The 25,200-nt window shown below is 67.7% G+C and carries 29 protein-coding genes and 2 pseudogenes; 24 read left to right on the top strand and 7 right to left on the bottom strand.

Going from position 1 to position 25,200, the window contains the following annotated elements:
- Positions 1 to 16 precede the first annotated feature (16 nt).
- From flgF to flgB, 5 genes are read right to left on the bottom strand one after another with little or no spacing between them, the layout of a single operon-like run.
- Positions 17 to 760, bottom strand: a complete 744-nt coding sequence (flgF, locus tag ACO05N_RS04960) for a flagellar basal-body rod protein FlgF (RefSeq protein WP_422056072.1) — start codon at positions 758 to 760, stop codon at positions 17 to 19.
- Between the two features lie 26 nt (positions 761 to 786).
- Positions 787 to 2,076 (bottom strand): flagellar hook protein FlgE, encoded by a 1,290-nt coding sequence (locus ACO05N_RS04965; RefSeq protein ID WP_422056073.1) that lies wholly within the window; start codon positions 2,074 to 2,076, stop codon positions 787 to 789.
- Between the two features lie 21 nt (positions 2,077 to 2,097).
- On the bottom strand, positions 2,098 to 2,784 hold the full coding sequence (locus ACO05N_RS04970) for a flagellar hook assembly protein FlgD (RefSeq protein ID WP_422056074.1): 687 nt from the start codon (positions 2,782 to 2,784) through the stop codon (positions 2,098 to 2,100).
- Positions 2,784 to 3,197 carry a flagellar basal body rod protein FlgC gene (gene flgC, locus ACO05N_RS04975; protein WP_422056075.1) on the bottom strand — a complete coding sequence of 138 codons (414 nt, stop codon included), beginning with the start codon at positions 3,195 to 3,197 and terminating at the stop codon, positions 2,784 to 2,786. Before flgC ends, ACO05N_RS04970 begins: the two co-directional genes overlap by 1 nt.
- A 3-nt stretch (positions 3,198 to 3,200) precedes the next feature.
- Positions 3,201 to 3,554 carry a flagellar basal body rod protein FlgB gene (flgB, locus tag ACO05N_RS04980; RefSeq protein WP_422058707.1) on the bottom strand — a complete coding sequence of 118 codons (354 nt, stop codon included), beginning with the start codon at positions 3,552 to 3,554 and terminating at the stop codon, positions 3,201 to 3,203.
- Positions 3,555 to 3,777: 223 nt separating this feature from the next.
- Here flgB and ACO05N_RS04985 point away from each other — a divergent pair, with 223 nt between their 5' ends.
- The 10 genes from ACO05N_RS04985 to ACO05N_RS05030 all read left to right on the top strand — a co-directional run bounded on the left by ACO05N_RS04985 (position 3,778) and on the right by ACO05N_RS05030 (position 11,903).
- Positions 3,778 to 4,464: a motility protein A gene (locus ACO05N_RS04985; RefSeq protein ID WP_422056076.1), complete on the top strand. Its 687-nt coding sequence runs from the start codon at positions 3,778 to 3,780 to the stop codon at positions 4,462 to 4,464.
- A complete protein-coding gene (locus ACO05N_RS04990; RefSeq protein ID WP_422056077.1) occupies positions 4,461 to 5,003 on the top strand; it encodes a flagellar motor protein MotB in 543 nt (180 codons plus the stop codon). Before ACO05N_RS04985 ends, ACO05N_RS04990 begins: the two co-directional genes overlap by 4 nt.
- Positions 5,000 to 5,506, top strand: a complete 507-nt coding sequence (locus ACO05N_RS04995) for a flagella basal body P-ring formation protein FlgA (protein WP_422056078.1) — start codon at positions 5,000 to 5,002, stop codon at positions 5,504 to 5,506. The genes ACO05N_RS04990 and ACO05N_RS04995 overlap by 4 nt, the downstream gene beginning before the upstream one ends.
- 100 nt (positions 5,507 to 5,606) lie before the next feature.
- The gene (gene flgM, locus ACO05N_RS05000; RefSeq protein ID WP_422056079.1) at positions 5,607 to 5,891 is read left to right on the top strand and encodes a flagellar biosynthesis anti-sigma factor FlgM; all 285 of its coding nucleotides are present in this window, start codon (positions 5,607 to 5,609) and stop codon (positions 5,889 to 5,891) included.
- Positions 5,878 to 6,192, top strand: a complete 315-nt coding sequence (locus ACO05N_RS05005; protein ID WP_422056080.1) for a flagellar protein FlgN — start codon at positions 5,878 to 5,880, stop codon at positions 6,190 to 6,192. Before flgM ends, ACO05N_RS05005 begins: the two co-directional genes overlap by 14 nt.
- 139 nt (positions 6,193 to 6,331) lie before the next feature.
- Entirely contained in the window at positions 6,332 to 7,207 is an 876-nt protein-coding gene (locus ACO05N_RS05010) for a lytic transglycosylase domain-containing protein (protein ID WP_422056081.1), read from the top strand.
- A gap of 6 nt (positions 7,208 to 7,213) precedes the next feature.
- A complete protein-coding gene (flhA, locus tag ACO05N_RS05015) occupies positions 7,214 to 9,304 on the top strand; it encodes a flagellar biosynthesis protein FlhA (protein WP_422056082.1) in 2,091 nt (696 codons plus the stop codon).
- A complete protein-coding gene (locus ACO05N_RS05020; RefSeq protein ID WP_422056083.1) occupies positions 9,301 to 10,056 on the top strand; it encodes a sigma-70 family RNA polymerase sigma factor in 756 nt (251 codons plus the stop codon). The genes flhA and ACO05N_RS05020 overlap by 4 nt, the downstream gene beginning before the upstream one ends.
- 46 nt (positions 10,057 to 10,102) lie before the next feature.
- A complete protein-coding gene (locus tag ACO05N_RS05025; RefSeq protein WP_422056084.1) occupies positions 10,103 to 10,456 on the top strand; it encodes a YbaN family protein in 354 nt (117 codons plus the stop codon).
- A gap of 58 nt (positions 10,457 to 10,514) precedes the next feature.
- Positions 10,515 to 11,903, top strand: coding sequence for a M28 family metallopeptidase (locus ACO05N_RS05030; protein WP_422056085.1), 1,389 nt, complete (start codon positions 10,515 to 10,517; stop codon positions 11,901 to 11,903).
- 164 nt (positions 11,904 to 12,067) lie between these two features.
- Here the strand turns inward: ACO05N_RS05030 and ACO05N_RS05035 are convergent.
- Both ACO05N_RS05035 and ACO05N_RS05040 read right to left on the bottom strand, forming a co-directional pair.
- Positions 12,068 to 12,322, bottom strand: a pseudogene (locus ACO05N_RS05035) (flagellin); the annotation flags it as partial.
- Between the two features lie 999 nt (positions 12,323 to 13,321).
- A pseudogene (locus ACO05N_RS05040) lies at positions 13,322 to 13,678 on the bottom strand (flagellin protein FlaA); the annotation flags it as partial.
- Positions 13,679 to 13,922: 244 nt separating this feature from the next.
- Here ACO05N_RS05040 and ACO05N_RS05045 point away from each other — a divergent pair.
- The 14 genes from ACO05N_RS05045 to fliQ are packed head-to-tail and all read left to right on the top strand — an operon-like array spanning position 13,923 to position 25,104.
- A complete protein-coding gene (locus ACO05N_RS05045; RefSeq protein WP_422056086.1) occupies positions 13,923 to 15,173 on the top strand; it encodes a sigma-54 interaction domain-containing protein in 1,251 nt (416 codons plus the stop codon).
- Positions 15,170 to 15,538 carry a flagellar hook-basal body complex protein FliE gene (gene fliE, locus ACO05N_RS05050; RefSeq protein WP_422056087.1) on the top strand — a complete coding sequence of 123 codons (369 nt, stop codon included), beginning with the start codon at positions 15,170 to 15,172 and terminating at the stop codon, positions 15,536 to 15,538. Before ACO05N_RS05045 ends, fliE begins: the two co-directional genes overlap by 4 nt.
- A 2-nt stretch (positions 15,539 to 15,540) precedes the next feature.
- On the top strand, positions 15,541 to 17,190 hold the full coding sequence (gene fliF, locus ACO05N_RS05055) for a flagellar basal-body MS-ring/collar protein FliF (RefSeq protein WP_422056088.1): 1,650 nt from the start codon (positions 15,541 to 15,543) through the stop codon (positions 17,188 to 17,190).
- 1 nt (position 17,191) lies between these two features.
- Positions 17,192 to 18,202, top strand: coding sequence for a flagellar motor switch protein FliG (gene fliG / locus ACO05N_RS05060; RefSeq protein ID WP_422056089.1), 1,011 nt, complete (start codon positions 17,192 to 17,194; stop codon positions 18,200 to 18,202).
- Positions 18,195 to 18,899 carry a FliH/SctL family protein gene (locus tag ACO05N_RS05065; RefSeq protein ID WP_422056090.1) on the top strand — a complete coding sequence of 235 codons (705 nt, stop codon included), beginning with the start codon at positions 18,195 to 18,197 and terminating at the stop codon, positions 18,897 to 18,899. The genes fliG and ACO05N_RS05065 overlap by 8 nt, the downstream gene beginning before the upstream one ends.
- Positions 18,900 to 18,905: 6 nt before the next feature.
- The gene (locus tag ACO05N_RS05070; protein WP_422056091.1) at positions 18,906 to 20,234 is read left to right on the top strand and encodes a FliI/YscN family ATPase; all 1,329 of its coding nucleotides are present in this window, start codon (positions 18,906 to 18,908) and stop codon (positions 20,232 to 20,234) included.
- Positions 20,227 to 20,655: a hypothetical protein gene (locus tag ACO05N_RS05075; protein ID WP_422056092.1), complete on the top strand. Its 429-nt coding sequence runs from the start codon at positions 20,227 to 20,229 to the stop codon at positions 20,653 to 20,655. The genes ACO05N_RS05070 and ACO05N_RS05075 overlap by 8 nt, the downstream gene beginning before the upstream one ends.
- Before the next feature lie 27 nt (positions 20,656 to 20,682).
- The gene (locus ACO05N_RS05080) at positions 20,683 to 21,861 is read left to right on the top strand and encodes a flagellar hook-length control protein FliK (protein WP_422056093.1); all 1,179 of its coding nucleotides are present in this window, start codon (positions 20,683 to 20,685) and stop codon (positions 21,859 to 21,861) included.
- A gap of 22 nt (positions 21,862 to 21,883) precedes the next feature.
- A complete protein-coding gene (locus ACO05N_RS05085; protein ID WP_422056094.1) occupies positions 21,884 to 22,495 on the top strand; it encodes a flagellar basal body-associated FliL family protein in 612 nt (203 codons plus the stop codon).
- A 27-nt stretch (positions 22,496 to 22,522) separates the two neighbouring features.
- Positions 22,523 to 23,464, top strand: a complete 942-nt coding sequence (locus ACO05N_RS05090; RefSeq protein ID WP_422056095.1) for a FliM/FliN family flagellar motor switch protein — start codon at positions 22,523 to 22,525, stop codon at positions 23,462 to 23,464.
- Complete coding sequence (gene fliN, locus ACO05N_RS05095; protein ID WP_066656183.1) at positions 23,461 to 23,751, top strand: flagellar motor switch protein FliN; 291 nt, start codon at positions 23,461 to 23,463, stop codon at positions 23,749 to 23,751. The genes ACO05N_RS05090 and fliN overlap by 4 nt, the downstream gene beginning before the upstream one ends.
- A gap of 6 nt (positions 23,752 to 23,757) precedes the next feature.
- Positions 23,758 to 24,012, top strand: a complete 255-nt coding sequence (locus tag ACO05N_RS05100; protein ID WP_294017610.1) for a flagellar biosynthetic protein FliO — start codon at positions 23,758 to 23,760, stop codon at positions 24,010 to 24,012.
- Complete coding sequence (gene fliP, locus ACO05N_RS05105) at positions 24,009 to 24,827, top strand: flagellar type III secretion system pore protein FliP (protein WP_422056096.1); 819 nt, start codon at positions 24,009 to 24,011, stop codon at positions 24,825 to 24,827. The genes ACO05N_RS05100 and fliP overlap by 4 nt, the downstream gene beginning before the upstream one ends.
- A gap of 7 nt (positions 24,828 to 24,834) precedes the next feature.
- On the top strand, positions 24,835 to 25,104 hold the full coding sequence (gene fliQ / locus ACO05N_RS05110) for a flagellar biosynthesis protein FliQ (RefSeq protein ID WP_066682622.1): 270 nt from the start codon (positions 24,835 to 24,837) through the stop codon (positions 25,102 to 25,104).
- Positions 25,105 to 25,200: the final 96 nt, after the last annotated feature.

Below are 25,200 nucleotides of genomic sequence, written 5' to 3' on the forward strand. Positions count from 1 at the left end.
TCCTTCCTTAAAATTCTTAGCTGACGCGCATCAAAGACGCGGCGCTCTCGTCCATCGACTTGGCTTCGCGGAGCAGGTTCGCCTGCACCTCGTAGCTGCGCTGATTCTCGATCATGTCGACCAGCGCTTGCGTCAGGTTCACGTTCGATCCTTCGAGCGCGCCGGACATCACCGTCGCGTCCATGTCCTGCGGCAGCGCGCCGCCGCCGCGGACGTGGAGCAGATTGTCCAGTCCCTTGACGGTTGTGCTGCCTTTGTCGCTGACCAGCTTGATCTGGTCGATGATCTGAGGCGGCTGCGCGGGATCGGCGCCCGGAGGCACGATCGACAATGTTCCGTCGCTCGCGATCATGATCTTGTCGTGCGGCGGCACGGTGATGGGGCCCCCCGACCCCATCACCGGGAAACCGTCGCCGGTTTCCAAGACGCCACTCGGTGCGACGCGCAAATCGCCGCGCCGGGTATAGGCTTCGCTGCCATCGGCGGCCTGCACCGCGAGCCAGGCGTCGCCGGTGATCGCGATGTCCAGCCCGCGGCCAGTCTGGGTGATCGCACCGGCGCGGCGGTCCATGTCGACCACCGTCTCGACGCTGGGCTGGCGGCTGTCATGGCCGTCGCCCTGCACCAGCAGGCGCTCGAAATTGACGCGGTCGGCGCGGTAGCCGATGGTCGAGGCGTTCGCGATGTTGTTCGCGATCGTCGCCTGCGCCTGCATCTGACCCTTGAGGCCGGAGAGGGCGGTGTAGACGAGTCTATCCATCGCGAATGCCTCCTAAATCGCTGAAATCAGCTGCGAATGTTGAAGATGGTCTGCGAGATCTGGCTGGCGGTATCGAGCGCCTTGGCGTTCGCCTGGAAGTTGCGCTGCGCCGCGATCAGGCCCACCAGTTCCTCGGTAATATCGACGTTCGATCGCTCGATCGCGCCCGACATCAGGCCGCCAAAGCCGTTGACGCCCGGTTCACCCAGCCGAGGTTCGCCCGACAGGCCGGTCGCAGCCCAGGTCGAGTTGCCGAGCTGGCGCAGGCCCGAGGGGTTGGAGAAGTTGGCCAGCGCCACCTTGCCCAGCGCCAGGCTGTCGCCGTTGGAGAAGCTGGCGCGGACGATGCCGTCCTCGCCCACCGTGACCCCGTCGAGCTGACCGACCGCCTTGCCGTCCTGGCTGCGGCTGTCGACGCTGAACGGCGCGCCGAGCTGGGTGGTGCGCCCGCCGAAATCGAGCGCGATGCTCTGTTCGGTGGTGCTCGACCCGACGGTGAACGGCGCGAACTGGGTCGGCGCGGTCGGGTTGGTCAGCGCGCCGCTGGCGTCGAAGGTCAGCGTCACCGGCTGCGGATTGGCCGCATCGGTGCCGAGCTGCTTGTCGCCGACAAAGGTGTAGACCGACCAGGTCGACGGCGCCTCGGTCGTCTCGCGCACGAAATAGCTGGTCATCGTCAGCGGATTGCCGCTGGCGTCATAGATCGTGGTCTGGGTCGAGTTGTTATAGGTGCCGGGGTCGAAGCGGTCGAACGCATAGGGCGTATCCTCGCTGAACCGCGACGCTTCCGACGGGACCGACGAATAGGCCGAAAGGTTGAGCGACAGCGCGACATTCTCCGTCGCTTCGGGCACGCCGCTGGTCTGCGGCAGGCGCAGGTTGACGGTCGAACCCAGGCCGGTGGCGACCACCGCGCCCGATCCGTCGACCGGATAGACCTGAAGATAGCCGCCCTGCGAGTCGGTGACGTAGCGGTTGCTGTCGACCAGGAAGCTGCCGTTGCGGGTGAAGTTTACCCCCGCCGCGTCCAGGCTCGGCTTGACCGCGAAGAAGCCGTCGCCGGCAACCGCGATGTCCAGGCTCGATGCCGATTGCTGCATCCCGCCCTGGCCGAATTGCTGGCGGATCGCCTTCACCACGGTGCCCGACCCGATCATCTGGTTCGGGTTCAGCGACACGCTCGACGCGATCACGTCGGCAAACTCGGTGCGGCTCTTCTTGAACCCGTTGGTCGAGACGTTCGACAAGTTGTGGCTGATGGTCGACATGTCGGTCTGCGCCGCCTGAAGACCCGAGAGCGAGGTGTAGAAGGACATCGAATAGGCTCCTGTTTGGACTCAGCCGATCTGGCGGATGGCGGTGGTGGACACCTGGCCGATGCCAGGCAGGGTAAGGACGGGATTGCCGTCGCGGCCCATCGCGACCGAGGTCACGGGGGCCCAGACGAGCGGCTTGGCAGTGACGGCAGCGCCATCTGCATCGCGTGCCGCGACGCGGATGGTGAAGGGACCATCGCCCGCCGGCTCGCCGGTGTCGGTGGTGCCGTCCCATTCGAATTCGGTCTGGCCGGCCGGCGCCGCACCGAGCGATACGCTCTTGAGGATTTCGCCGTTCGGCCCCTCGATCACGACATTGACCTCAGCGGCCTTGGCGCCCAGCTCGATCATGCCGCCGAGCGACCCGTCGGTGCGCGGATAGGCGACGCTGCCTTCGGTCAGCACGGTGCGGCCGACCCAGCTGACCATGTCGGTAGTGCTGGTCCCGCCAAGCTTGGCGGCGATCGCCTGCAGCGTCGTGTTCATCTCGCTGATCCCGGCGAGCGACGAGAATTGCGCCATCTGCGCAACCATCTGGGTGTTGTCGACCGGATCGAACGGGTCCTGATTCTTCATCTGCGCGGTCATCAGCGTCAGGAAGTCGGACTGGTCCATCTGCGACGAACCCAGCCCGCTGGTGTTCGCCTGATTGGCCGTGCCGGTGCGGCCGATGCCAAGGTTGCTCAGCGTCGTGTCAAAGGCGGTCATCAGCTGCGTCCCAGGTTGAGCGTCTGGGTGATCAGCGTCTTGGCCGTCTGCATCACTTCGACATTGTTCTGATAGGTGCGGGCGGTCTCCATCATGTCGACCAGCTCGCGGGTTTCATCGACCGCGCTTTCCCAGACATTGCCTTCGGCATCGGCCATCGGGTTGCCGGGGTCGTAGCGCTTGGTCGGCACCTCGCCCGCGACGACGACATTCTCGACATCGACGGTCGCCATGCCGCTCGCGGCATCGAATGCGGTGCGAAACACCGGCTTCATCGAGCGATAGGCCTCGCCCGGGCTGGACGCGACCTGGCCGACATTGGCGAGGTTGGAGGCGGTGGTGTTCATCCGCACGAGCTGCGCCGACATGGCGCGGCCCGCGACCTGGAAGATGGAAAGCGGCTGGTCGGACATGGGTTATTCTCCCTTCAGCGCGCGCTTGAGCGTGTCGATGCGGCCGTTGAGAAAGGCGAGCGTCGTCTGATAGGCGACGGCATTCTCGGCAAAGGCGGTCTGTTCGGTGGCCAGCTCGACCGTGTTGCCGTCGAGGCTGGACTGCAGCGGCACGCGATACTTGGTCGCGCTGCTGATCGGATCGGCGCCCGCCATGCCGGGGGTCTCGATCGCGTTCAGTGCCGCGCGAAAGTCGATGTCCTTCGCCTTGAAGCCGGGGGTCGACGCGTTCGCGATGTTCGACGCGAGCACGCCCATGCGCTGCGACCGCACCTGAAGCGCCGCGCCGTGCACCCCGAAGAGACTGTTGCTGCCCATATGAACGGTCCTCATGCCTGTGTTCGGACGGTTCCTAGCAATGGGCGTGCCAATTTCCCGGGAGTGTGCCGGAATCGCCGCATTTGCCGCTTTGACCGATAGGGGCGGCAATGATTTGCCGGGCGGCGGCAGCGGATTTGCCGCTTTTGCCGGTCGTGCATGTCCTTGCCGGGGTTTCCCTCCCGGCGGTCGAATTGGCCCGGTGCTTGCAAAGCTCTCGCGCATGAATAGTGCCGCACCCGCCGACCTTGCCGCGCTGGCCCCGCTTGACGCATCCGTGCTGCTCGATCCGCTGGCGCTCGCCATCGTGCTGGGCGGAACGGCGGCCAGCGTGCTGCTGCGCCACCGGCTTGCCGATGTCGCGCGCGGGCTGATCGCGCTCAAGACGCTCGCCCGCCGCCCGTGCGACGCCGCGCCGCTCATCGCGCAGGCCGGGTCGCTCGAGAAGATCGCGCGGCGTCACGGGCTGATCGCGCTCGACCGGTCGGTGATCGACGATCCCGACATGGCAGCTGCGGTCGCCGCCGCCGTCGATGGCGCGAGCCCGTCCGAGATCGAGGCGATCGTCCACGACCGCGCCGCAATGCGCGCCGAGCGGCACCGCGCCGTGATCGAACTGTGGAGCGGGGTGGCCGAAGCTGCACCCGCGATGGGGCTGATCGGCACGATCCTGGGCCTGGTCCGCATGTTCGCGGCGATGGACAATCCCGACCGCATCGGCGCAGCGATGGCGGTGGCGTTGCTCGCGACGCTCTATGGCGCGCTGCTTGCCAATCTCGTCGCCATGCCGATCGTCGCGCGCCTGAAGCGCCTCGCGCGGGTCGAGGAAGCGGAGCGGCTGCGGCTGGCGGCGCCACTGGCGCGACTCGCCACGCTCGAACGCGCGCGCAAACGCGAGCTGGCGGCATGAGCGCCGCAGTCTCCCCCGACAGCTGGGACGACATCGCCCCCGCCCGCTCGGTGTGGCTGATCACGCTCGCCGATCTGGCGCTGCTGCTGATCGGCTTCTTCGTCCTGCTTCAGGCGCATCGCGAGGCGGATCGCGCACGGCTGTTCGCCGGGCTGCGCAGCGGTTTCGGCACCGAAGCCCCGGCGCCGGCCGATCCGATGGCGGTCGCACGTGCGCGGGTCGACGGCTATGCGCCCGGAAGCGCCAATGCCGAGCTGGGCGCAACCATCGCCTGGGCGCGAGACGTGGCGCGCGACACGCGTACGGTCATTACCATCACCGGATCGACTGCGCCGACCGGCGATGTCGATCCCCGGACCGGCAGCGCCGCCATTCTCGCCGCCGATCGTGCGCGCGCCGTTGCCGCAGCATTGGTGGCACAGGGCGCAGTGCCGCCCGACCGCCTGATCCTTCGCGTCACGCCCGGCCAGCGCCGCGCCGTGACGCTTTCCGTCGGATTTGCCGGCGATCCCCCATCAGACGCTGGAGATCCCCAATGATCGCACTCCTGATCGCCCTGTCCGGCCCCGCCGTCACCTTCCAGTCGACCGAGGCGCTCGACCAGCTGGTCGAACGCTTCGCGGGTGCCCCGATCGGTGCCGAGGGCGGCGCGCGCGCTGCCGTGGACAAGCGTCTCAAGCTCGCCCCATGCGATGCGCCGCAGCTCAGCTGGCGCTCGCCGGCCGAGGATGCGGTGGTGATCCGCTGTCAGGGGCCGCAGCAATGGCGCGTGTTCGTCGCGATCAACGCGTTGCCGAAGGCTGCGCCCACCGCCACCACGCCCGCTCCGGTGGCCGCAAAGGTCGAATTCGTGATCCGTCGCGGCGATCCGGTGATGCTTGAGGTCGGCGCCGCCGGCTTCTCGATCACGCGCGAAGGGCTGGCGATGGGCGATGCTGCGGCCGGCGCGCGCGTTCTGGTCAAGACCGACGACAAGCGCCCCCCGGTTGCGGCCATCGCGCTCGCTCCCGGTCGCGCGAAGCTGCCCGGTTTCGGGGATTGACCGCGCGGCGGTGAAAAAATTCGCCGTCGATGCACTTTTTCCTAAAGCTCCCCGTCAAAGCGTCGTTTTTGCGTATGTCCGCAGAAAAAGGGTCGCAGACATGGTGGATCCAGTCGGCTTCAAGCCTGCATCTCTTGCCCCCCGGCTCACGCCGGTGGCCGCGGCCGCGCCCGTCGCTCGGCTGGAGGGTGCGACCGAAACCGCAACGACCAGCGCCGCTGCGTCGCTGACCAAGGCCGCCGCTGCCAGCGCGCCGGTCGATGCCGAGCGGGTCGCGCGGATCAAGAAGGCGATTGCCGACGGCAAGTTCCCGCTGGTCCCCTCGACGATCGCCGACCGGCTGCTCGCGCTCAAGCTGCAGTGGAATCCGAATGACCCGGCATGACGCCCTGATCCGCGTGATCGAGGCGCTGCACGCCGAGATCGCCGCGCTGAAGGCGAACGACGTTGCCGCGCTGGAGCAGGCGACGCGCGACAAATTGATGGGCATCGAGGCAGTGGGGGCCGCCAATGACGATGATCCCGCGCTGTCGGGCGAGCTCAAGGCGCTGGCCGAGGAAGCGCACCGGCTGAACGAAAGCTGCCGGATCTATGTGAACCTGATGGCCGCCAATGTGCGGCGGCGACTGACGGCACTGACCGGCAATGATTTGCCGTCCTACCGGCCCAGATTTGCCGCTGGCTAATTGCATGCCCGTCACCCCGGCCAAAGCTGGGTCTCCGGCGGCAAAAGACCCCAGCTTTCGCTGGTGTGACGCCTACATAATCAAACTGGCACGGCTCTTGCTGATCTTCCCGAACCCAAGGGGATGAGAAGCAGGGCCTATGACCGTACCTTCGATCGGAGCCAGAACGACCGTCACCACGGCGATCGCGACGGCGAGCCAGAAGACCGGCATCGACTTCAACTATCTGCTCGGCCAGGCACAGGTCGAAAGCGGGCTGCGCGCCGATGCGCGCGCGCGCACCTCCAGCGCGACCGGCCTCTATCAGTTCATCGAACAAAGCTGGCTCGGCGTGATCAAGGATCATGGCGAGAAGCACGGGCTGGGCTGGGCGGCGGACAGCATCCGCCAGACTGCCGCAGGCCGCTACACCGTGTCCGACCCGGCAACGCGCCAGGCGATCCTGTCGCTGCGCAACGATCCGCAGGCCGCATCGCTGATGGCCGCCGAACATGCCAGCGACAACAAGGATGCGCTGGAAGCATCTTTGGGGCGTGAGGCGACCGGCACCGACCTTTATATGGCGCATTTCCTGGGGCTCGGCGGCGCGCGCAAATTCCTGCGCGCGATGGATGCCGACCCGACCCGCGGCGCGGCGAGCCTGTTTCCCGCCGCCGCGCGCGCCAACCGCAACATCTTCTACGCCTCTGATGGCTCGCAGCGTTCGCTGGGGCAAATCTATGAGCGCTTCGCCGGCAAGCTGGATCGTGGCGCTGCTGCGGTCGGCGCGACCGGCACGGCTTCGGGCAGCCTCGACGCCCGCTTCCAGACGCTCGTCGCCTCGCTCGGCGAGGATGTCGAAGTGGTGCTGGGCAATGACGCGGTCGGACAGGATCGCGGCTGGCTGACCACGCTCGACCGGCTGCAGAGTGCCGGGCGGCTCAAGGCATCGGCGGTGCCGACCGTCAATCCGCTGCGGCCGACGCCGGAAACGGCGCGCCTCGCCTATCTCATGCTCGCGCAGATGGGGGCCTGACCCGCAATGAACGCAACTTCGCTCAAGGCCGGAATCCTGCCGGGCCTGCGCAGCTTCGCGCTGCCGATCGCGATCCTCGTGCTCGTCGCGATGATGGTCGTGCCGGTGCCGACCTTCCTGCTCGACGCCTTTTTCATCATGAACATCATCATCAGCCTCGCCGTGCTGATGGTGGCATTGAACGCGCAAAAGCCGCTCGACTTCTCCGCCTTCCCCACCGTGCTGCTGTTCGCGACCCTGTTCCGCCTCGGCCTCAACGTCGCTTCGACCCGCGTCGTGCTGGGTCACGGGCATGAAGGCGAGGCGGCCGCCGGCCATGTCATCGAAAGCTTCGGCACCTTCATGATCGGCGGCGATTATGTCGTCGGCCTGTTCGTGTTCGCGATCCTGATCATCATCAACATGATCGTGGTGACCAAGGGTGCCGGGCGCGTGTCCGAAGTGTCGGCGCGCTTCACCCTCGACGCCCTCCCTGGCAAGCAGATGGCGATCGACGCCGACCTCAACGCCGGATTGATCACGCCGGACGAAGCCAAGGCGCGCCGGATCGAGGTTTCGACCGAGGCCGATTTCTACGGCGCGATGGACGGTTCGTCCAAGTTCGTGAAGGGCGATGCCGTCGCCGGCCTGCTGATCCTGTTTATCAACGTCATCGGCGGCCTGATCCTCGGCCCGATCAGCCATGGGCTGACGCTGGGTGAGGCGGCGCAGACCTATGTGCTGCTGGCCATCGGCGACGCACTGGTCGCGCAGATTCCGGCGCTGCTCCTGTCGATCGCCGCCGCCGCGATCGTCACCCGGGTCAGCGCGGACAAGGACCAGGACCTGACCGGCCAGATCGGCAGCCAGTTCGGCAGCCACCGGACCTGGACGCCGGTCGCGGTCATCACCGCACTGCTCGGCCTGCTGCCCGGCATGCCCGCATTCATCATCCTGCCCGCCGCTGCGGGTTCCGGCTTCATGGCGTGGAAGATGTGGCAGGCGAGCAAGCTGCCGCCACCCCCCGCCGCGGTCGAGCCGGCCGAGCCGGTCGATCCCTCGCGCATCGGCTGGGACGAGGTCACCGACAATATGCAGGTGATGATCGACATCGGCTATGGCCTGGTGCCGCTGGTCGACGAACGCCGTGGTGGCGCGCTGATGGGCCGGATCACGGGTGTCAGGCGCCAGCTGTCGAAGGAGCTCGGCTTTGTCGTGCCGCAGGTGCGCGTGCGCGACGACATCAACATGCCCCCCTATGCCTATCGCATCGTCGTGGGCGGCGTGGTGATCGGGGAAGACAGCGTCTCGCCCGACGAGATGCTGGCGCTCGACACCGGTCAGGCGGTCGGCAAGCTCCCCGGCAAGGCCGCCAAGGATCCGACGTTCGGCCTCGACGCGATCTGGATTTCGCCCGCCGATGCCGATGCGGCGACCGGGCAGGGCTGGCTGGTCGTCGATCCCGGCACGGTGATGGCGACCCACCTCAATCAGGCGCTGATCCAGAATGCCGCCGATCTGCTCGGCCCGGACGAGGTGCAGGCGCTGCTCGACGGCCTGCGCGAGCGTGCCGCGCAACTGGTCGCCTCGCTCTCGCCCAACCCGCTGCCGATCACGACATTGACGCAGGTGCTGCGCGGGTTGCTGGCGGAGAATATCCCGCTCAAGGAATTCCGCCGCATCGCGGCCGCGATCGCGCTCGCCGCGCAAAAGACCGCCGATGCCGACGAGATCATCGAGCTGATCCGCCCCGAACTTGGGCCCCTGATCATCCAGCGGCTGTGCGGGGTCCGTGAACCGCTCCGCGTAATGACGCTGGAGGGGCAGCTCGAAGCGCTGTTGGGTCAGGCGATCCGTTCCGACCCGTCGAAGCGCCACACGATTGAGCCTGACCTTGGCCGCCGCATCGTCGATGCGTTGCAGCGCGCCGCCCAGCCGCTCGTCGCCGAGGCCAAGCCGTTCGCGCTGGTCGTCCAGCCGACCATCCGCATCGCAATCCGCAAACTCGTCCGCACCGTCCTGCCCGACACCCCGGTGATGAGCTTCTTTGAAGTGCCGGAGGACAAGTCGGTCGAGGTCGTCGCCGTGATCGGCGCACCGGAGGCACTTGCCGCATGACCTATCAGCCAAGCCCCAATGAATTTGGCCCGAATGAATTCGCGCTGACCTATGATCGCCGTGGCGACACGAAGCGGGACATGGACAGCCTCGTGCGCAAGCATATGCCGCTGGTCCGCCGGCTCGCCTGGCACGTCCACGGGTCGATGAGCACGCTGATCGACGTCGAGGATCTGGTGCAGATCGGGCTGGTCGCCTTGGTCGAGGCGGCAGGCAGCTTCGAGGATCGTGGGCTGGTCAGTTTCGACCAGTATCTCCACACCCGCGTGCGCGGCGCGATGATCGACGAATTGCGGCGCCAGGCGACGATCACGCGCGGCGCGATGAAACGCCGCCGCGCCTATCAGGACGCGGTCACCGCGCTTGCCGCCGATGGCGCGCGGCCCGACGAGGCGGCGGTCGCGTCGAAGCTGGGCGTCACGGTGGAGAAGCTGCGCAGCGATTATGCCAGTGCCGAAGCCGTGCGGTTCGATTCGATCGACGATGTCTATTCGGACGAAGGCCCGTGGTTCATGTCCGACGAACCCGACGCCTTCGACCAGCTCGCCGATGCCGACCAGCGCGAGGCGCTGATCGAAGCGATCTCCGAACTCCCCGAAAAGGAGCAGCTGGTGATCCAGCTCTATTATGTCGAGGAACTCAACCTCGAGGAAATCGGCCAGGTGATCGGCGTCGGCGCGGCGCGCATCTGCCAGATCAAGAAGAGCGCGCATGACCGGTTAAAGAAGGGGCTGATGCGGCGACTGGGGTAACGCGCTTTTTGCGAGACAGTCGCGACTGGCGTGCTACGCAAGCGGGGTGCGTCGCCATCTCTATCTGATCGCCGGGTTTCTGTGCCTCGGCCTCGCGGTGATCGGGGCGATCCTGCCGGTGATGCCGACGACGGTGTTCGTGATCATGGCCGCCTATTGCTTCGCGCGCAGCTCGCCCAAACTCGAACGCCGCCTGCTCGACCATCCGCGCTTCGGTCCGCATATCGTCCGTTGGCGCGAAAAGGGCGCGGTCAGCCGGAGCGGCAAGATCGCCGCGAGCATCGCCTTTGCCGCCAGCATCGCGCTGACCCTTGCACTCACCGCCATGCCCTGGCCATTGATCCCGATCGGCGCGGCGGTCGTGATCGGTGGCTGGCTCTGGACCCGGCCCGAAGCCTGACGTCTTGCCCCGCGCGCAGTCCCCGTTAGGGTCGCGCGGGTCAAATCAAGGGGTTTCCATGAAGCGTCTCTTCGCCGCCGCACTGCTCTGCACCGCGCTCGCCGCGCCCGCTTTCGCCCAGACCGCGGCGCCCGCGCCGGTCACCAGCGCCGCGCCCGCGACCGACTGGACGGTGAAACCCGAATGGATTTCGGCGCATGTCCGCTTCCTCGCTGGGCCGGAGTTGCAGGGGCGCGGTAGCGCGACGCGGGACGAGGCGATCGCCGCCGCTTATGTAGCGGCACGTTTCCAGGGCTATGGGCTGCAGCCCGTGCCGGGCACGGACGGCTATCTGCAAAAGGTGAAGGTGATCCGGCCGCGGCTCGACGGCGAGCCGAAGTTGGTCGTGGGCGGCAAGATGATCGCGGGAGCGAAGCTGCTGTTCGGCGGTGCCGAACGGGTCGAGGGCGTTGCAACGCTGTATATGGGCGACGATGGTGCGGAGCTGCCAGCGGGGGACGTTATCCTTGCCGGTGGGCCGAGGCTTTCGACGATGGCGGCGCTACGCGCCACCCGCGGTCGTAAGACGAAGCTGCTGGTGCTGCGCGAAAGCGATGAGACGCAAAAACTCTGGAGCCGACTGGGCGAACGTCCGCGATTGGACGCTTATCTCGCGAGCCAGGCGCCGGAGGACGGCGTTTCCGTAGTCGTTCTCCCCGCCGCCGCGTTCGATCGTGCGGCAAAGGCGGCGGGCAAGCCGGTCACGATGACCCTGCCCGGACTGGTGCGTGAAGAGGTCGAGACCACGAACGCCATCGGCTACCTGCCCGGCACCGACCCCAAGGCGGGGGTGATCCTGCTCGCCGCGCATGTCGATCACCTCGGCGTGCAGCCCGGCGGGACGGTCATGTACGGCGCGAACGATGATGCCTCGGGCGTAGCCGCCGTGCTCGAACTCGCCCATGCGCTGAGCAGCGGCAAGCGCCACAAGCGCGGCATCTTGTTCGCGGCGTTCGGTGCGGAGGAAATGGGCGGCTTCGGATCGCGCGCCTTCGCCGCCGCGCCGCCGGTGCCGCTGGGCGATATCGTCGCCAACCTCGCCTTCGAGATGATCGGGGCGCAGGATCCCAAGCTGCCCGCCGGCACGATGATGATAACCGGGTTCGAGCGCTCGACGCTCGGCCCGGCGCTGGTCGAACGCGGCGCACTGGTGGCCAAGGACCCCTATCCCGAGCAGAACTTCTTCGCGCGATCGGACAACTACCAGCTCGCGCTGCGTGGGGTGGTGGCGCACACCATTTCGGGCTGGGCAGTGACGCCGACCTATCATTCGCCGCAGGATACGATCGCCAATCTCGACATCCCGTTCATGACGCGCGCGGTCCAGTCGCTGATCGGGCCGGTCCGCTGGCTCGCCGAAGGCGACTACCGCCCCGACTGGACCCCCGGCGGCAAGCCGGGCGAGTAAGGGTCCGCTTCGGCGGGTGCCGCTCTGCGCAACGGGCGGCAAGCAGACAAAGAAAAGCCCCGGTGGTCTTTCGACCACCGGGGCTTCCTCGCATGCCCTTCCGGCAGGGAAGGGTGACCGGCCGTGGCGCCTGTCAGGGGGGTGACGCCCCGACCGGCACACGCTTAGCGAAGCAGCGAGAGAACGTTCTGCTGCGACTGGTTGGCCTGGGCGAGCATCGCGGTCGATGCCTGGCTCAGGATCTGCGCCTTGGCGAGCGCGGTCGTTTCGGCCGAGAAATCGGCGTCTTCGATGCGGCTGCGCGCTTCGGTCAGGTTGGTCGAATTGGTCGTCAGGTTGTTGACCACCGATTCCAGGCGGCTCTGCGCGGCGCCCAGGCTGGCCCGGGTCGATGCCACCGCGTCGAGTGCGTCGTCGATCGTCTTGAGCGCGGCCGACGCCTCGGTGCGGGTGCCGATCTGAAGCACCTCGGCTCCGCCGCCACCTTCGCCTTCGCCTTCACCTTCGCCTTCACCCTCGCCGCCGCCGGCTTCCGCCGCGACCCACACCTTGTCGCCTTCGGCCAGCTTGATCACATCGCCTTCAGCAGGCGATTCGAATGCGCTGATCTCGGCACCGTCGGCGATGTCGTCGGCGGTGACGGTGTAGAGGCTGTCGAGCTCGGTATCGCCATCGGCGATGGTCTTGGTGCCGCCCGCGCCGTCGGAGATCTTGTCGCCGACCTTGAGCTGGACTTCACGGCCTTCGGCCATCGTGAAGGCTGCGCCATTGGCGACGTCGTCTGCCGACACCGTATATTCGGTGCCGACACGGGCGTCGTCCGCAGCCAGCGTTTCGAGTTCGCCGGTTGCTTCCTCGGCGTCGCCAGCTTCTTCAACGGCGTCAGCCGCCCACACCTTGTCGCCTTCGGCCAGCTTGATCACATCGCCTTCAGCAGGCGATTCGAATGCGCTGATCTCGGCACCGTCGGCGATGTCGTCGGCGGTGACGGTGTAGAGGCTGTCGAGCTCGGTATCGCCATCGGCGATGGTCTTAGTGCCGCCCGCGCCGTCGGAGATCTTGTCGCCGACCTTGAGCTGGACTTCACGGCCCTCGGCCATCGTGAAGGCTGCGCCATTGGCGACGTCGTCTGCCGACACCGTATATTCGGTCCCAACACGGGCGTCGTCCGCAGCAAGGGTCTGGAGCGAGGAGGTGGTTCCGCCTTCGCCTTCACCTTCGCCGCCGCCTTCGACCGCCTCGACCGGAGCCGCGATGGTCTGGCCGGTGATCGACGACAGGTCGAGCTTGGTGATCTTGAGCGACACCGTCTGGTCCGCGCTCGATCCGACCTGGATCGTCTTGGTGATGTCGGCGTCGGTCGCGAACAGCTGGACATTGTTGAACTTGGTGTTCTTCAGGATGTCGTTGACCTGACCCGCCAGCTCGGTGACTTCCGTCTGCATGTTCTTGCGGTCGTCGTCCGAATAGGTGCCCGACGATGCCTGGGTCGCCAGTTCCTTCATGCGCTGAAGCATGTTGGTGACTTCGCTCAGCGCACCTTCCGCGGTCTGCGCGAGGCTGATGCCGTCGTTCGCATTGCGGATGGACACGGTCATCGATTTGATCTGGCTGGTCATGCGGCTCGCGATGGCGAGACCGGCTGCATCGTCCTTGGCGCTGTTGATGCGCTTGCCGGTCGACAGGCGCTCCATCGCGCTCTGCAGCGAGGTCGACGCCATCTTGGACGCATTCGCGGCGCGCAGGCTCGCGATGTTCGTTCCGATAACAGTCATGTTTCGTCTCCGTTCAATCCGGCGTCTCCCGTTCCCCCCTGAATGCGAGAGAGCCCGAGCCGCCAATGGGGTGAACGGCAGGGTGGGCGGCGGATTAAGCAGTTTTCTGCGCAGTTTTTCGCGGGTCTCGCGCGCGCGTAGAGGCACGCGCGGCTAACTGGAGCCGGAAAAGGCTGTTTTTTTGAATTGGTTTACTCAACGTTTACCAACAATCCCGCATTCCCCCGTTCAACAGGGGGTTCGAATGCAAACCATCTTTCCGTCGGCCGCAGTCCTTCGCCAGCATTATGCGCTGGTTTCGGCGCTGCGCTCGCAAGGGTTCACGATCGGTGCCGCCGACAAGGTGAAGCCGATGTCCGGCGACCTGTTCATGATCGTCGAGGGCGAAGCGCCCCCGGTCTCCGCCCGCACCCTGGTGCTGGCCGAGGGGCCGGTCGCGGCTATCCCGTTCCATGACGGCAACCCCGCACGCCTGTCGTTCGGTGCCGACGACGCTGCGGTTGCCGCCGGCTTTGCCAGCGCGATGTTGCGTGGCGCACATGCGCCGGTTGCCGCCGATCCGGAAAGCCTGGCGCTGTACGCGCTGGCCGAGCGCGTTGCCGCCGCCGACATCACCGTCCTGATCAACGGCCCGACCGGCACCGGCAAGGAAGTGCTGGCCAAGGCGATCCACAATGGCTCGACCCGGCGCGACGGTCCGTTCATCGCGGTCAATTGCGCGGCCCTGCCCGAAACTATGCTCGAAGCGCTGCTGTTCGGTCACCAGAAGGGCGCGTTCACCGGTGCCAATGCGGCGGGCGAGGGGTTCTTCCGCGCGGCCAATGGCGGCACGCTGCTGCTCGACGAAGTCGCCGAGATGCCGCTCGCGCTCCAGGCCAAGCTGCTCCGCGCGCTACAGGAGCGCGAAGTGGTGCCGATCGGCGCGACTGCCGCCGAAAAGATCGACGTTCGCGTCATCGCCTGCGCCAACCGCGACCTTCAGGCCGAGGTGATGGAGGGCCGCTTCCGCGCCGACCTTTACTACCGCCTGTCGGTCTTCCCGCTATCGACCCGGCAACTGGCGGCGCGCCCCGGCGATGTCGCCGCGCTGGCCGCGGCAATGGTCCTGCGTCACAGCGCCGGCCGCGCGCGGTTGCCCTGGGTGACGCGCGAAGCGCTGGCGGTGCTGCAGTCCCATGACTGGCCGGGCAATGTCCGCGAGCTCGAGAACGTCATCCAGCGCGCGCTGCTGCTGTGCATGGGCGATGCGATCACGCCGGATCATCTGATTTTCGATCGTCCGGCGATGCCGACACCCGTTGCGGCCGAGCCCGGCCAACTCAGCAACATCGTCCAGCTCAGCGAATTCGCGGCGATCCGCGAGACTCTGGCGGCATGCGGCGGCAGCCGGATCGAGACCGCGAAGCGGCTCGGCATTTCGGAACGCACGCTGCGCTACCGCCTCGCCAAAGCGCGCGAGCACGGCGAAGACCTTGTCCGGAGGATTAGCGCATGAGCGTGAGCGGAATTGGCGGCGCCGGGGGCGTCGACCGGGTGATGCAGCTGCGCGCGCAGATCCTCGAACGCAACGAAGCGCTGCAGCGCGCGACCAGCGGCGCCGCCGTTTCGGGCGGCGCGCCGCTCAGCCAGCCCGCCGGCCCGTCTAGCTTCATCGACACGATGCAGCAGGCGGTCGCGAACGTGAATGGCGCACAGAGCCGCGCCAGCGAACTCTCCGCCGCCTATGAGCGCGGCGAGACGGTCGACATCGCCAAGGTGATGCTCGCCCGCCAGGAGGCGTCGGTCGGGTTCGAAGCGACGCTTCAGGTCAGGAACAAGCTGCTGACCGCCTATCGTGACATCATGAGCATGCCGGTCTGATCATGAGCAACGCCATCGCCACCACCGACGCCCCTGTCCCCGCCACCAGCGGCGGCGCGGCCAACCCCCTCAAGCAGATGGGCGAGCTGTTCGCCCAGCCCGCAGTCAAGCGCAGCCTGCCGCTGATCTTCATGCTCGGCCTGATCGGCGCTGCCGCTCTGGCCTGGATGATGCTGTCCACCCCGCCGCAGCGGGTGCTGTTCGCGAGCCTCCCTGAAAGCGACAAGGCGGCCGTGGCACAGGCGCTCGACGCCGCCAGCATCGCCAACGGCATCGACGGGTCGGGGTCGATCACCGTGGCCGAGGACGATTATCACAAGGCGCGGATGCTGCTCGCCGGACAGGACCTGCCCAAGGCTGCGCCGGGCGGCTATGCGCTGCTCGACACGATGCCGATGGGCGCGAGCCGCGCGGTCGAGGGCGAACGGCTGCGCCAGGCGCGCGAGACCGAACTCGCCCGTTCGATCGGCGCGATCGACACCGTGGCCGAGGCGCGCGTGCACCTTGCCACCCCTGAAGCCAGCGTTTTCGTGCGCGACAAGGCCGAGCCGAGCGCATCGGTGATCGTCAAGCTTCAACCCGGCCGCAGCTTGTCAGACGCGCAGGTCCGCTCGATCGTCAACCTCGTCGCTTCGTCGGTGCCGGGGATGAAGCCCGATGCGGTGACCATCGTCGATCAGCTGGGCGAATTGCTCAGCAAATCGGGCCAGGAAGCGAGCGCCGGCGACGCACGGATCGATTTCCAGAACCGGGTCGAGGACAAGGTGCGGCAACAGCTCGTGACCCTGCTTACCCCGCTGCTCGGTGCCGGCAATTTCAGCGCCGAGGTACAGGCCGAGGTCGATCTGGACGAGAGCCAGGCGACCCGCGAAAGCTACGACAAGGACGGCACGGTGGTGCGCGCCGAACAGGGCAACTGGACCGGTGCGCCGCGCGACGGCGCGGGTGCGCCCGGCGGCATTCCCGGTGCGCTGTCCAACGTGCCGCCGCCGCCCAGCACGGTCGCGACCCCGACGCCCGGCGCCCCGGATGAAAACGGCCAGCCCGCGCCTCCCGCCGCTGCCCCGGGCATGAAGCAGAGCGACAGCTTCACCCGCAGCTACAGCAATGGCCGCGAAGTTTCCGTCACCCGCAACATGCCGGGCAATATCAAGCGGTTGTCGGTCGCAGTGCTGCTGCGCGAAGAGCCGGGCAAGCCGCGCGGCCAGGTCGAAATCCGCCAGATCGACGAGCTGGTCAAGGCCACGGTGGGCTACAAGGCCGAGCGTCAGGATCAGGTAACGGTGGTCAGCCGCAAGTTCAGCACCAATGCCGGTGCCGAGGCGGAAGGTGTCCCATTCTACGAAGCGCCCTGGTTCGCGATGGTTGCACGCAACGTCACCGCTCTGGTGATCGCGCTGCTGGTCCTGCTGCTGGGCGTGCGCCCGCTCGCCCGTGCGCTGATGCGCCGTCGTGACGATGCCCGTCCGGCCGGTGCGCCGATGGGCGCCGCCGATGGCGTGCAGCTGCCGACGCCGGTCAGCCCGGAGATGCTTGCCGGTTCGGGCCTGTCGCTGGGCGACCGGGTCGGACTGGTGCGCGATTTTACGCGCGAAAATCCGGCGCGCGCCGCGCTTGCGGTGCGCGACATGATCCGCACGGAGGCCCAGTGAGATGAACGCGCCGCGTCACTTTACCGGAGTCGAGCGCGCCGCCGTCCTGATGATGGTCGTCGGCGACGAAGAGGCAGCCGCGATCCTGCAAAAGCTCGATCCCGATGAGGTGCGTCAGCTCGGCGCGGCGATGATGGCCGTGGCGGACGTCAGCGAATGGGAAATGGCGCAGGTCCTCGACGATTTCACCGGCCGCGCGCAGGAGCGCAGCGCGATCCAGTTCGATCCGCGTCCCAAGCTGGAAACTGTGGTGACCAAGGCGCTGGGGCCGGAGCGGGCGGGCACCGTCCTCGCCAGCATCCTGCCGCCCGAGCCCGCCGAATCGATTTCGGCGCTCGCCTGGATGGATGCAACCGAGATCGCCGGGATGCTCGAGGACGAACACCCGCAGATTTCCGCTGTGCTGCTCGCGCATCTCGACCCGGCGGTGGCGGCACAGGTGCTCGAAATGCTGCCCGAGGCGGTTCAGCCGCAGGTGCTGCGCCGCGTCGCGCGGCTGGGGCCGGTCACGCCGGACGCGATCGCCACGCTGACCCAGGTCCTCGAGCGGCATCGCGGCCAGCCCAAGCGCGTTGCCGGCGTGCAGATGGGCGGCGCGCGCGAGGCCGCGAAGATCATGTCCTCGGCACGCAAGATCACCGAGCAGAAGGTGATGCCCAAGCTTGCTAAGATCGATCGCGAGATCGCCCGCGCGATCGAGGAGGCAATGTTCGTCTTCGACAATCTGCTCGAGCTCGACGACAAGAATATGGGCACCCTGCTGCGCAACATCGACAGCGACGTGCTGGTCCGCAGCCTCAAGGGCGTGGACGATGCGGCGCGCACCCGCTTCCTCGCGTGCATGTCGAGCCGCGCGGCCGACACGATCCGCGACGAGCTGGAAGCACGCGGCCCGATGAAGATGGCCGAAGTGCTCGACGCGCAAAAGGCGATGATCGCGACCGCACGCCAGCTGGTGAAGGACGGCACGATCACCATGCCGGGCGGCGGCGGAGACGACGACTATGTCTAGCTTTGTCCCAGGCCTCGCTACGCGCAGCGACGGCATCGCCGACGCGCTCAAGCGGGCCTTCGCCCCGCCCGCCGCCTTTGCCGCGCGCGCCATCGCGCCGCGCCCGCCCGCCGCGCCGCGCCACTTCGCGCCCGAGGCACCGGGCCATAAGCCGACGCAGGGCTGGGACATGTTCGAGGCGGACAAAGCGGCCGAGCCGGCGCCCTTCGTCGATCCAGTCGCTGCCGCGCGCGCCGCCGGCTATGCCGAGGGGCTCGCCGCCGGTCGCGCCGAGGCCGATGCGTCCGCGGCGCAACAGGCGGCATTGCTCGCCCAGGTCAGCGAAGCGCTGGCCCGGGGCGCACATTTCGATCGGGCGCGCATGGCGGGCCATCTGCGCCAGACGGTGCTGCATCTCGTCACGCAAATGATCGGTGAGGCGGGAATTGCCCCCGACATCCTTGCCGCGCGGATCGAGGCGGCAACCGATCTGCTCGCCGACAGCGCCGAATCGGCGATCCTGCGTCTCCATCCCGACGATGTCGCGTTGGTGCAGGATCATTTGCCCAAGACGGTCTTCCCTGTGGGTGATCCCCAGCTCAAGCGTGGCGCCTTCGTCATCGAAAGCGCCTCGACCATCGTCGAGGACGGACCCGACCTGTGGCTCGACCAACTGGCGCAGGCGATCGACCGCGTACCGATTCCTCCCGCGATCTGAGGGCGCATGTTCAACGATTTCAGCGACGCCTATCTCGACGGCCTTGCCGGAGGCGGATTCCGGCCACAGCCCAAGGTATCGGGGCGGCTGTCCTCTTATGACGGACTGCTGATGGAGGCCGTGGGCCTCTCGCTGCCGGTCGGCACGGTATGCGCGATCGGCACCGGCGACCATCGCGTCGAGGCCGAGGTGATCGGCTTTCGCGGCGGCAAGACCTTGCTGATGAACCTGGGTGGCCCAGCCGCCCTACTCCCCAATGCACCCGTTCGCCCAGTCGGCCCGCCGGGCGAGGCGGAGGTCGGCGCGGCGATGCTCGGCCGCGTGGTCGATGGCGCGGGCAAGCCGATCGACGGGCTCGGCCCGATTCGCGGCGCCGGCAAATGGCCGCTCGCCGGCAAGATCCAGTCGCCGCTCGACCGCGGCCGCGTGCTCCAGCCGCTCGATGTCGGGGTGCGCGCGATCAATGGTCTGCTGACCATCGGTCAGGGGCAGCGCGTCGGCATCATGGCGGGATCGGGCGTCGGCAAGTCCGTCCTGCTCGGCATGATGGTCCGCGCGGCCAAGGCCGATGTCATCGTCATCGGCCTGATCGGCGAACGTTCGCGCGAAGTGTCCGACTTTCTGGAGACCAAGGTGGCCGGTGCGGCGCGGGCGCGGTCGGTGGTCGTTGCGGTCCCCGCCAACCATTCGCCGGTGCTGCGCATCCGCGGCGCGCTTCGCGCGACTGCCATCGCCGAAGCCTTTCGCGATGAGGGCAAGAAGGTGCTGCTCATCATGGATTCGCTCACCCGCGTCGCGCATGCCGGGCGGGAGATCGGCCTGGCGCTCGGCGAACCCGCCAGCGCGCGCGGCTACCCGCCCAGCGCCATCGCGATGTTGCCCAGCCTGATCGAGCGCGCCGGGACCGACGTCCATACCGGCGGGTCGATCACCGCGATCTACACCGTGCTCGCCGACGGCGACGACGGCAACGACCCGGTCGTGGACAGCGCGCGATCGATCCTCGACGGCCATATCGTGTTGAGCCGCGCGCTCGCCGAACGCGGCGTCTATCCCGCGATAGACCTTGGCCCATCGGTCAGCCGTGTGATGACCGACATCGCCGACAAGAAACACGTCGCCGCCGCGCGCGTGCTGCGCCGTCACCTCGCGACTTATGAGGAGAATCGCGATCTCGTGCTGATGGGCGCCTATCGCGCCGGGGCAGACGCACAGATCGACGCGGCGATCGCCTGCCACGACACCGTGCTCGACTATATCCGCCAGCCCTATGACGAGACGGTCAGCCTCGACGAAGCCGTGACCGAGCTGGTCGGCGTGTTCGGGGATGGATAAGCACGCCAGAAAGCTGGGCCGGCTCCACCGCGTCCGCACGCTCCAGCTCGACATGGTGCGCGCGAGCGAGGTGGCCGCGCGCGAGAAGGTTGCCGCCGAACAGGCGCTGCGTGCCCGCATCGAATCGCTGGCGCAGGGCGTTGCGCCGTCGCCCGCGCCGCTGCCCGGCAGCGCCACCAGCCTGATCGCCGCCGCCCATTATCGCGAACGGCTCCATCAATCCGCATTCGCGGCCGAGCGCCGCGTGGCCGATGCCCAGCGGGGGCTCGACCATGCCCGCAGCGCAACCCAGGAAGCCAAGCGCGACCAGAGCGCGATCGAGAAGCTGATCGCGCGCGCCGAGGCCAATGCCGCCCGCCGCGCGATGCGCGCGCTCGAGGATATGCCAGCGATCCCGAGAAAACGGCACGATCCTTGCTGATCACCGGGCGAAGGAGTTTCGCCCGACGTGACCGACCTGCTCGCCTCGACCGCCATCCCCCTGTCTCGGCCGGGGATACTGCCGCGCGCCCTGACCGGGGCGGGAGGTGCAGGCTTCGATCTCAGCCTTGCGCTCGACTGTGTGATGCCCGGCATCGGACCCACGACCGGCAAGCCGGTTGCCGGGGGCGGCAAGGATTTGCCGGTCCCCGGCAATGGCGAGGTCGCCGGCGACGACACCGACACGGATGACGCATTGTTGGCGTGGATGCCGGAGGGGCTGGTCCCGCTCCCGCTCGAAGCGCCGTTGCCGGCCCGCATCGCGGTCGGCACGCCCAGCGCCCATATCGACGGGCCGATTGCCGATCCGATCGATGCTGCGATGCAGCCGCTCCCGCTGACCGATGCCGCGTCCCCGACCGGTGCGGGGGGCGAGGGCGAAGCCACCGCCCCGGCCGCGCCTCCCGCAGCGCCGGATGCGGCGGCGGCTCCCGTTTCCACTCCGCTTCGCACTCTGCGCGCGGTTCCGGCCCAGGCCGAGCCGGGCGCGGGGGGCGGGGTCGCTGCGGCGGAGGTGCGGATCGATCGCGCCGCCGCCGCGGCTCCCGAGCTTGCCGCGCGCGCGCCCGTCATGGTGCCGCCGGTCGTCCAGGCGGCACCCGCCGCACAGGTCTTCGCCGCCGCGCTCGCGGCGCCGCTGGCAGAACCGCGCGACACTGCCACGCCGGCCGATCCCGCCAGCCCGGAGCTCCAGCTGCTCCGCACGGTCGAGCTTCAGCGCACCACCGTGCAGGCAACCGCACCGACCGATCAGGCCCCGCTCGACCTCAGCCGTGACGATTGGACCGGCAAGATGATCGAGCGGATCGCCGCGCTGCGCGACGGGGTCGAGGCGGCGGACACCCGCATCCGCCTCGCACCCGAAAATCTCGGCGCTGTCGACGTCTCCATTCGCCGCGATGGCGACCGCATCCAGGTGCACTTCACCGCCGAAAATCCCGCGACTCGCCAGCTGCTCGCCGACGCCGCGCCGCGCCTTGCCGAACTCGCCGAAGCGCGCGGGCTCAAGCTAGGCCAGTCGAGCGTCGATGGCGGCGGGACCGGTGAGCGCGGCCAGCCACAGCACCAGCCACAACAATCCGCACCCGCCCGCCCGGCATCGGCGCGTGCGGACAGCAGCAGCGCGTCCGATGCGCGCATTGCCTGAACCATCCTGAGGGGGACCTAAGATGAGCGATACCCAAGCAACCGCAGCACCCGCCAAGAAGAAGGGCGGCATGATGAAATGGCTGATGATCGGCACCGGCCTGATCGTGCTGATCGGCGGCGGGGTCGGGGGCGGGCTCTATGCCGCCAATTCCGGCCTGCTCGGCGGCGCCGCCGCCCATGGCGAAAGCGCCGACGCCGACACGCCGCGCCTCGTCCCCAAGAGCGAGGAAGTCCGTGCGGCGGCTGGAAAGGAAGGCGAAGAGGGCGGCGAGGGCCAGGGCAAGCCGACGCCGAAAGGCGAGGGCGGCGACAAATACGCCTCCAACTATTACGCGCTGGAGAAGGAGTTCACCTCCAATCTGCGCGAAAGCGTCCATTTCGTGCAGGTCGGCATCGCCGTCTCGACCCCCTATGACAATCGCGTCGTCGAGAATCTGAAGACGCACGAGCTGGCGGTCCGCTCGGCGATTCTGCTCGCGCTCGGCGAAACCAATGAGGACGATGTCTTCACCGCCGACGGCAAAACCCGCCTGCAAAAGCGCCTCGCCGGCGCAATCAACGGCGTCCTGAAGGAAAAAGAGGGATTTGGCGGGATTGCTAACGTCTATTTTACCAATTTCATCGTTCAGTGAACGGGCATGGTTAACGGCCCTTCAGAGATGACCCTTCAGGAAAGCGCGCCAGAACGGCGCGAGCGTTCGCGCGCCAGCGCCGAACACGCGCCGGCACTCGGGGCTGCCAACCTCAACCCGTTCGGCGACCTGCACGGCGTCCAGCATCTCACCGCCCGGCTGGCCAAGTCGCTCAAGCCCGTGTTCGAACCGCTCCTGGGCGAAGGGCTGCGCGTCTGGGCCGAGCCGCTGGCGGTGCAGCGTCACGCCGATTATCGCGCAGAGCGGCCCGACGGGCTTACCGCCTGGCTGCCGCTGGCGATGGCGCCGGGGCGGGGTCGCGCTTTCATCCTGATCGATGGCAAGCTTAGCTACGAGATGCTCGACCGCTTCTTCGGCGGCGACGGCGAGGCACCGCACCCGATGCCGACCGACTTTACCGGATCGGCCGAAACTCTGCTGCATCGGCTGGCCGACAGCATCGCGGCGCAGCTGCGCCCGGCCTGGGAACTGCTTGCCGAGATCGATTTCGCCTATGCCCCCGCACCGACGCCGCTGTCGGTCGCGCCGGAAATCGACGGCGGCGACGCGATGGTCGTCACCCGCATCGGCGTCGCCCAGGGCGGGGCCAAGCCGCACTGGATCGACATTCTCTACCCCGTCAGCGCGCTCAAGCCATGGAGCCCTGCGCTCACCGCCAAGGTGATCGGTGGCGAGCCCGAGGTCGAGCCGCACTGGCGCAATTCGCTGACCCGCGCCGCGCTCGGCGTGCGCCTCCCGGTCCGTTCGGTGTTGGCCGAGCCGGTGGTGCCCGCCGCGATGCTGATGGCGCTCAAGCCCGGCGATGTCATCCCGATCAGCTTCGGCCCCGATGTGCCGGTGATGGTCGGCCCGCGCCGCATCGGATGCGGCACGGTCGGCACCGCCAATGGTCGCGCCGCCATCCGCCTGACCCGTTTCGACACCCCTGAGCTCGAGGACGCACGATGAACGACATGACCGGCAGTTTCGCCGCCGAAACCGCGGCCGCCGCCAATTTCCATCTGCTTCAGGATGTCGGGGTCAAGCTGACCGTCGAGATCGGATCGACCACGCTCACGCTGCGCGAGCTGCTCGCGCTCGCCGAAACCAGCGTGATCGAGCTGGACCGTGAGGCCGACGAACTGCTCGACGTGTTCGTCAACGGCACGCTGATCGGGCGGGGCGAGGTGGTGACGGTCGGCGAAAAGTTCGGCGTGCGCATGACCGAACTGGTCGCCCCCGAAAAGCGGGGCTGATCGACCATGATGTGGTCCTACATCCTCAAGCTGGTCGTGCTGCTGCCGCTCGTCTGCGGCCTGCTGATCGGCTGCCTCTATCTCTGGCGCAAGCTCGAGGCGCGACTGCCCGGCAATCAGGGCGACCGGATGCTCAAGGTGCGCGAGACGATGATGGTCTCGACCGGCACCCGCATCGCGGTGCTTGAGGTTGAGGGCAAGCGGCTGCTGGTTTCGGTCAGCCGCAACGGCGTGACCCTGATCGACCGGATCGACGGATGAGCCCGATGCTGCGCCACCTCATGCTCCTGCTCGGCGCGCTGGCGCTGGCGCTGTTCGCGGTCGCTCCGGCCTTTGCGCAGGACGCCGCCGCAGCTGCGCCCGTCGCCGTGCCGACCGCTGCCGCGACTCCCGGAGCGGGCGACGCGATCGACCGCGCGCTCGGCGATCTGGGCGGCGGCGACGCGCCGCTCAGCCTGTCGCTGCAGGTGCTCATCATCATGGGCCTGCTCACGGTGCTGCCGGGCATCCTGCTGATGATGACCAGTTTTACCCGGATCATCATCGTGCTGGCGATCCTGCGTCAGGCGCTCGGGCTGCAGCAGACCCCGCCCAACCAGGTGCTGGTGGGCCTGTCGCTGTTCCTGAGCTTCTTCATCATGGCCCCGACGATCGAGGTGATGAACCGCACCGCGATCCAGCCCTATGCCGACGGCCGCATTGGCGCGACGCAGATGATCGAGGAAGCGGGCAAGCCGCTCCACGCCTTCATGCTCAAGCAGACGCGGGTGAAGGACATCACCATGTTCGCGGGCATCGCCAAGGCGGGGCCGATCGCCAATCCGCAGGATACGCCTTTCTCGATCCTGCTCCCCGCTTTCGTCACCAGCGAGCTCAAGACCGCGTTCCAGATCGGCTTCCTGATCTTCCTGCCCTTCATCGTCATCGACCTGATCGTCGCCACCGTGCTGATGAGCCTTGGCATGATGATGATGTCGCCGACGATCATCTCGATGCCGTTCAAATTGCTGCTGTTCGTGCTGGTCGATGGCTGGGCGCTGACGATGGGCAGCCTTGCTTCAAGTTTTAGTGGATAGCCGGACCATGGACGCAGATTATTTCCTGTCGGTGGCACGCGAAGCGATGTGGATCCTCGCGCTCGCATCGGCCCCGATCCTGATCCCGGCGCTGCTGTCCGGCCTGATCCTCGGCATGATTCAGGCGGCGACGTCGATCCAGGAACAGACGCTGACCTTCGTGCCCAAGCTCGCGATCGTCGGGGTCAGCCTGGTGATCTTCGGCGGCATGATCATGACCCTGCTCGGCGATTTCACCACGACGATCTTCGAACGCATTCCGGATCTGGTGAAGTGACCTTCGCTCCGGTCCCCGCAGCCCCGCCCCAGCTGCCGCCGCGCCCGTTCGTGGGCGTGCCGCACGCACCGCGCGGCGACGCACGGCGTACGCGCT

Origin of the sequence: Sphingomonas sp. (assembly GCF_965227385.1) — a bacterium.
Taxonomy (GTDB): domain Bacteria; phylum Pseudomonadota; class Alphaproteobacteria; order Sphingomonadales; family Sphingomonadaceae; genus Sphingomonas.

Excerpts from the sequence above, each read along its gene's own strand:
- ACO05N_RS05065 (WP_422056090.1), top strand. The coding sequence starts at position 18,195 with ATGTCTAGCTTTGTCCCAGGCCTCGCTACGCGCAGCGACGGCATCGCC.
- ACO05N_RS05005 (WP_422056080.1), top strand. The coding sequence starts at position 5,878 with ATGACCCGGCATGACGCCCTGATCCGCGTGATCGAGGCGCTGCACGCC.
- fliN (WP_066656183.1), top strand. The coding sequence starts at position 23,461 with ATGAACGACATGACCGGCAGTTTCGCCGCCGAAACCGCGGCCGCCGCC.
- ACO05N_RS04985 (WP_422056076.1), top strand. The coding sequence starts at position 3,778 with ATGAATAGTGCCGCACCCGCCGACCTTGCCGCGCTGGCCCCGCTTGAC.
- flgC (WP_422056075.1), bottom strand. The coding sequence starts at position 3,197 with ATGTCCGACCAGCCGCTTTCCATCTTCCAGGTCGCGGGCCGCGCCATG.
- ACO05N_RS04970 (WP_422056074.1), bottom strand. The coding sequence starts at position 2,784 with ATGACCGCCTTTGACACGACGCTGAGCAACCTTGGCATCGGCCGCACC.
- fliQ (WP_066682622.1), top strand. The coding sequence starts at position 24,835 with ATGGACGCAGATTATTTCCTGTCGGTGGCACGCGAAGCGATGTGGATC.
- ACO05N_RS05085 (WP_422056094.1), top strand. The coding sequence starts at position 21,884 with ATGAGCGATACCCAAGCAACCGCAGCACCCGCCAAGAAGAAGGGCGGC.
- fliE (WP_422056087.1), top strand. The coding sequence starts at position 15,170 with ATGAGCGTGAGCGGAATTGGCGGCGCCGGGGGCGTCGACCGGGTGATG.
- ACO05N_RS04995 (WP_422056078.1), top strand. The coding sequence starts at position 5,000 with ATGATCGCACTCCTGATCGCCCTGTCCGGCCCCGCCGTCACCTTCCAG.
- ACO05N_RS05090 (WP_422056095.1), top strand. The coding sequence starts at position 22,523 with ATGACCCTTCAGGAAAGCGCGCCAGAACGGCGCGAGCGTTCGCGCGCC.
- ACO05N_RS05030 (WP_422056085.1), top strand. The coding sequence starts at position 10,515 with ATGAAGCGTCTCTTCGCCGCCGCACTGCTCTGCACCGCGCTCGCCGCG.
- fliP (WP_422056096.1), top strand. The coding sequence starts at position 24,009 with ATGAGCCCGATGCTGCGCCACCTCATGCTCCTGCTCGGCGCGCTGGCG.
- fliF (WP_422056088.1), top strand. The coding sequence starts at position 15,541 with ATGAGCAACGCCATCGCCACCACCGACGCCCCTGTCCCCGCCACCAGC.
- ACO05N_RS05045 (WP_422056086.1), top strand. The coding sequence starts at position 13,923 with ATGCAAACCATCTTTCCGTCGGCCGCAGTCCTTCGCCAGCATTATGCG.
- flhA (WP_422056082.1), top strand. The coding sequence starts at position 7,214 with ATGAACGCAACTTCGCTCAAGGCCGGAATCCTGCCGGGCCTGCGCAGC.
- ACO05N_RS05075 (WP_422056092.1), top strand. The coding sequence starts at position 20,227 with ATGGATAAGCACGCCAGAAAGCTGGGCCGGCTCCACCGCGTCCGCACG.
- flgF (WP_422056072.1), bottom strand. The coding sequence starts at position 760 with ATGGATAGACTCGTCTACACCGCCCTCTCCGGCCTCAAGGGTCAGATG.
- ACO05N_RS04965 (WP_422056073.1), bottom strand. The coding sequence starts at position 2,076 with ATGTCCTTCTACACCTCGCTCTCGGGTCTTCAGGCGGCGCAGACCGAC.
- flgB (WP_422058707.1), bottom strand. The coding sequence starts at position 3,554 with ATGGGCAGCAACAGTCTCTTCGGGGTGCACGGCGCGGCGCTTCAGGTG.
- ACO05N_RS05020 (WP_422056083.1), top strand. The coding sequence starts at position 9,301 with ATGACCTATCAGCCAAGCCCCAATGAATTTGGCCCGAATGAATTCGCG.
- flgM (WP_422056079.1), top strand. The coding sequence starts at position 5,607 with ATGGTGGATCCAGTCGGCTTCAAGCCTGCATCTCTTGCCCCCCGGCTC.
- ACO05N_RS05070 (WP_422056091.1), top strand. The coding sequence starts at position 18,906 with ATGTTCAACGATTTCAGCGACGCCTATCTCGACGGCCTTGCCGGAGGC.
- fliG (WP_422056089.1), top strand. The coding sequence starts at position 17,192 with ATGAACGCGCCGCGTCACTTTACCGGAGTCGAGCGCGCCGCCGTCCTG.
- ACO05N_RS05100 (WP_294017610.1), top strand. The coding sequence starts at position 23,758 with ATGATGTGGTCCTACATCCTCAAGCTGGTCGTGCTGCTGCCGCTCGTC.
- ACO05N_RS04990 (WP_422056077.1), top strand. The coding sequence starts at position 4,461 with ATGAGCGCCGCAGTCTCCCCCGACAGCTGGGACGACATCGCCCCCGCC.
- ACO05N_RS05010 (WP_422056081.1), top strand. The coding sequence starts at position 6,332 with ATGACCGTACCTTCGATCGGAGCCAGAACGACCGTCACCACGGCGATC.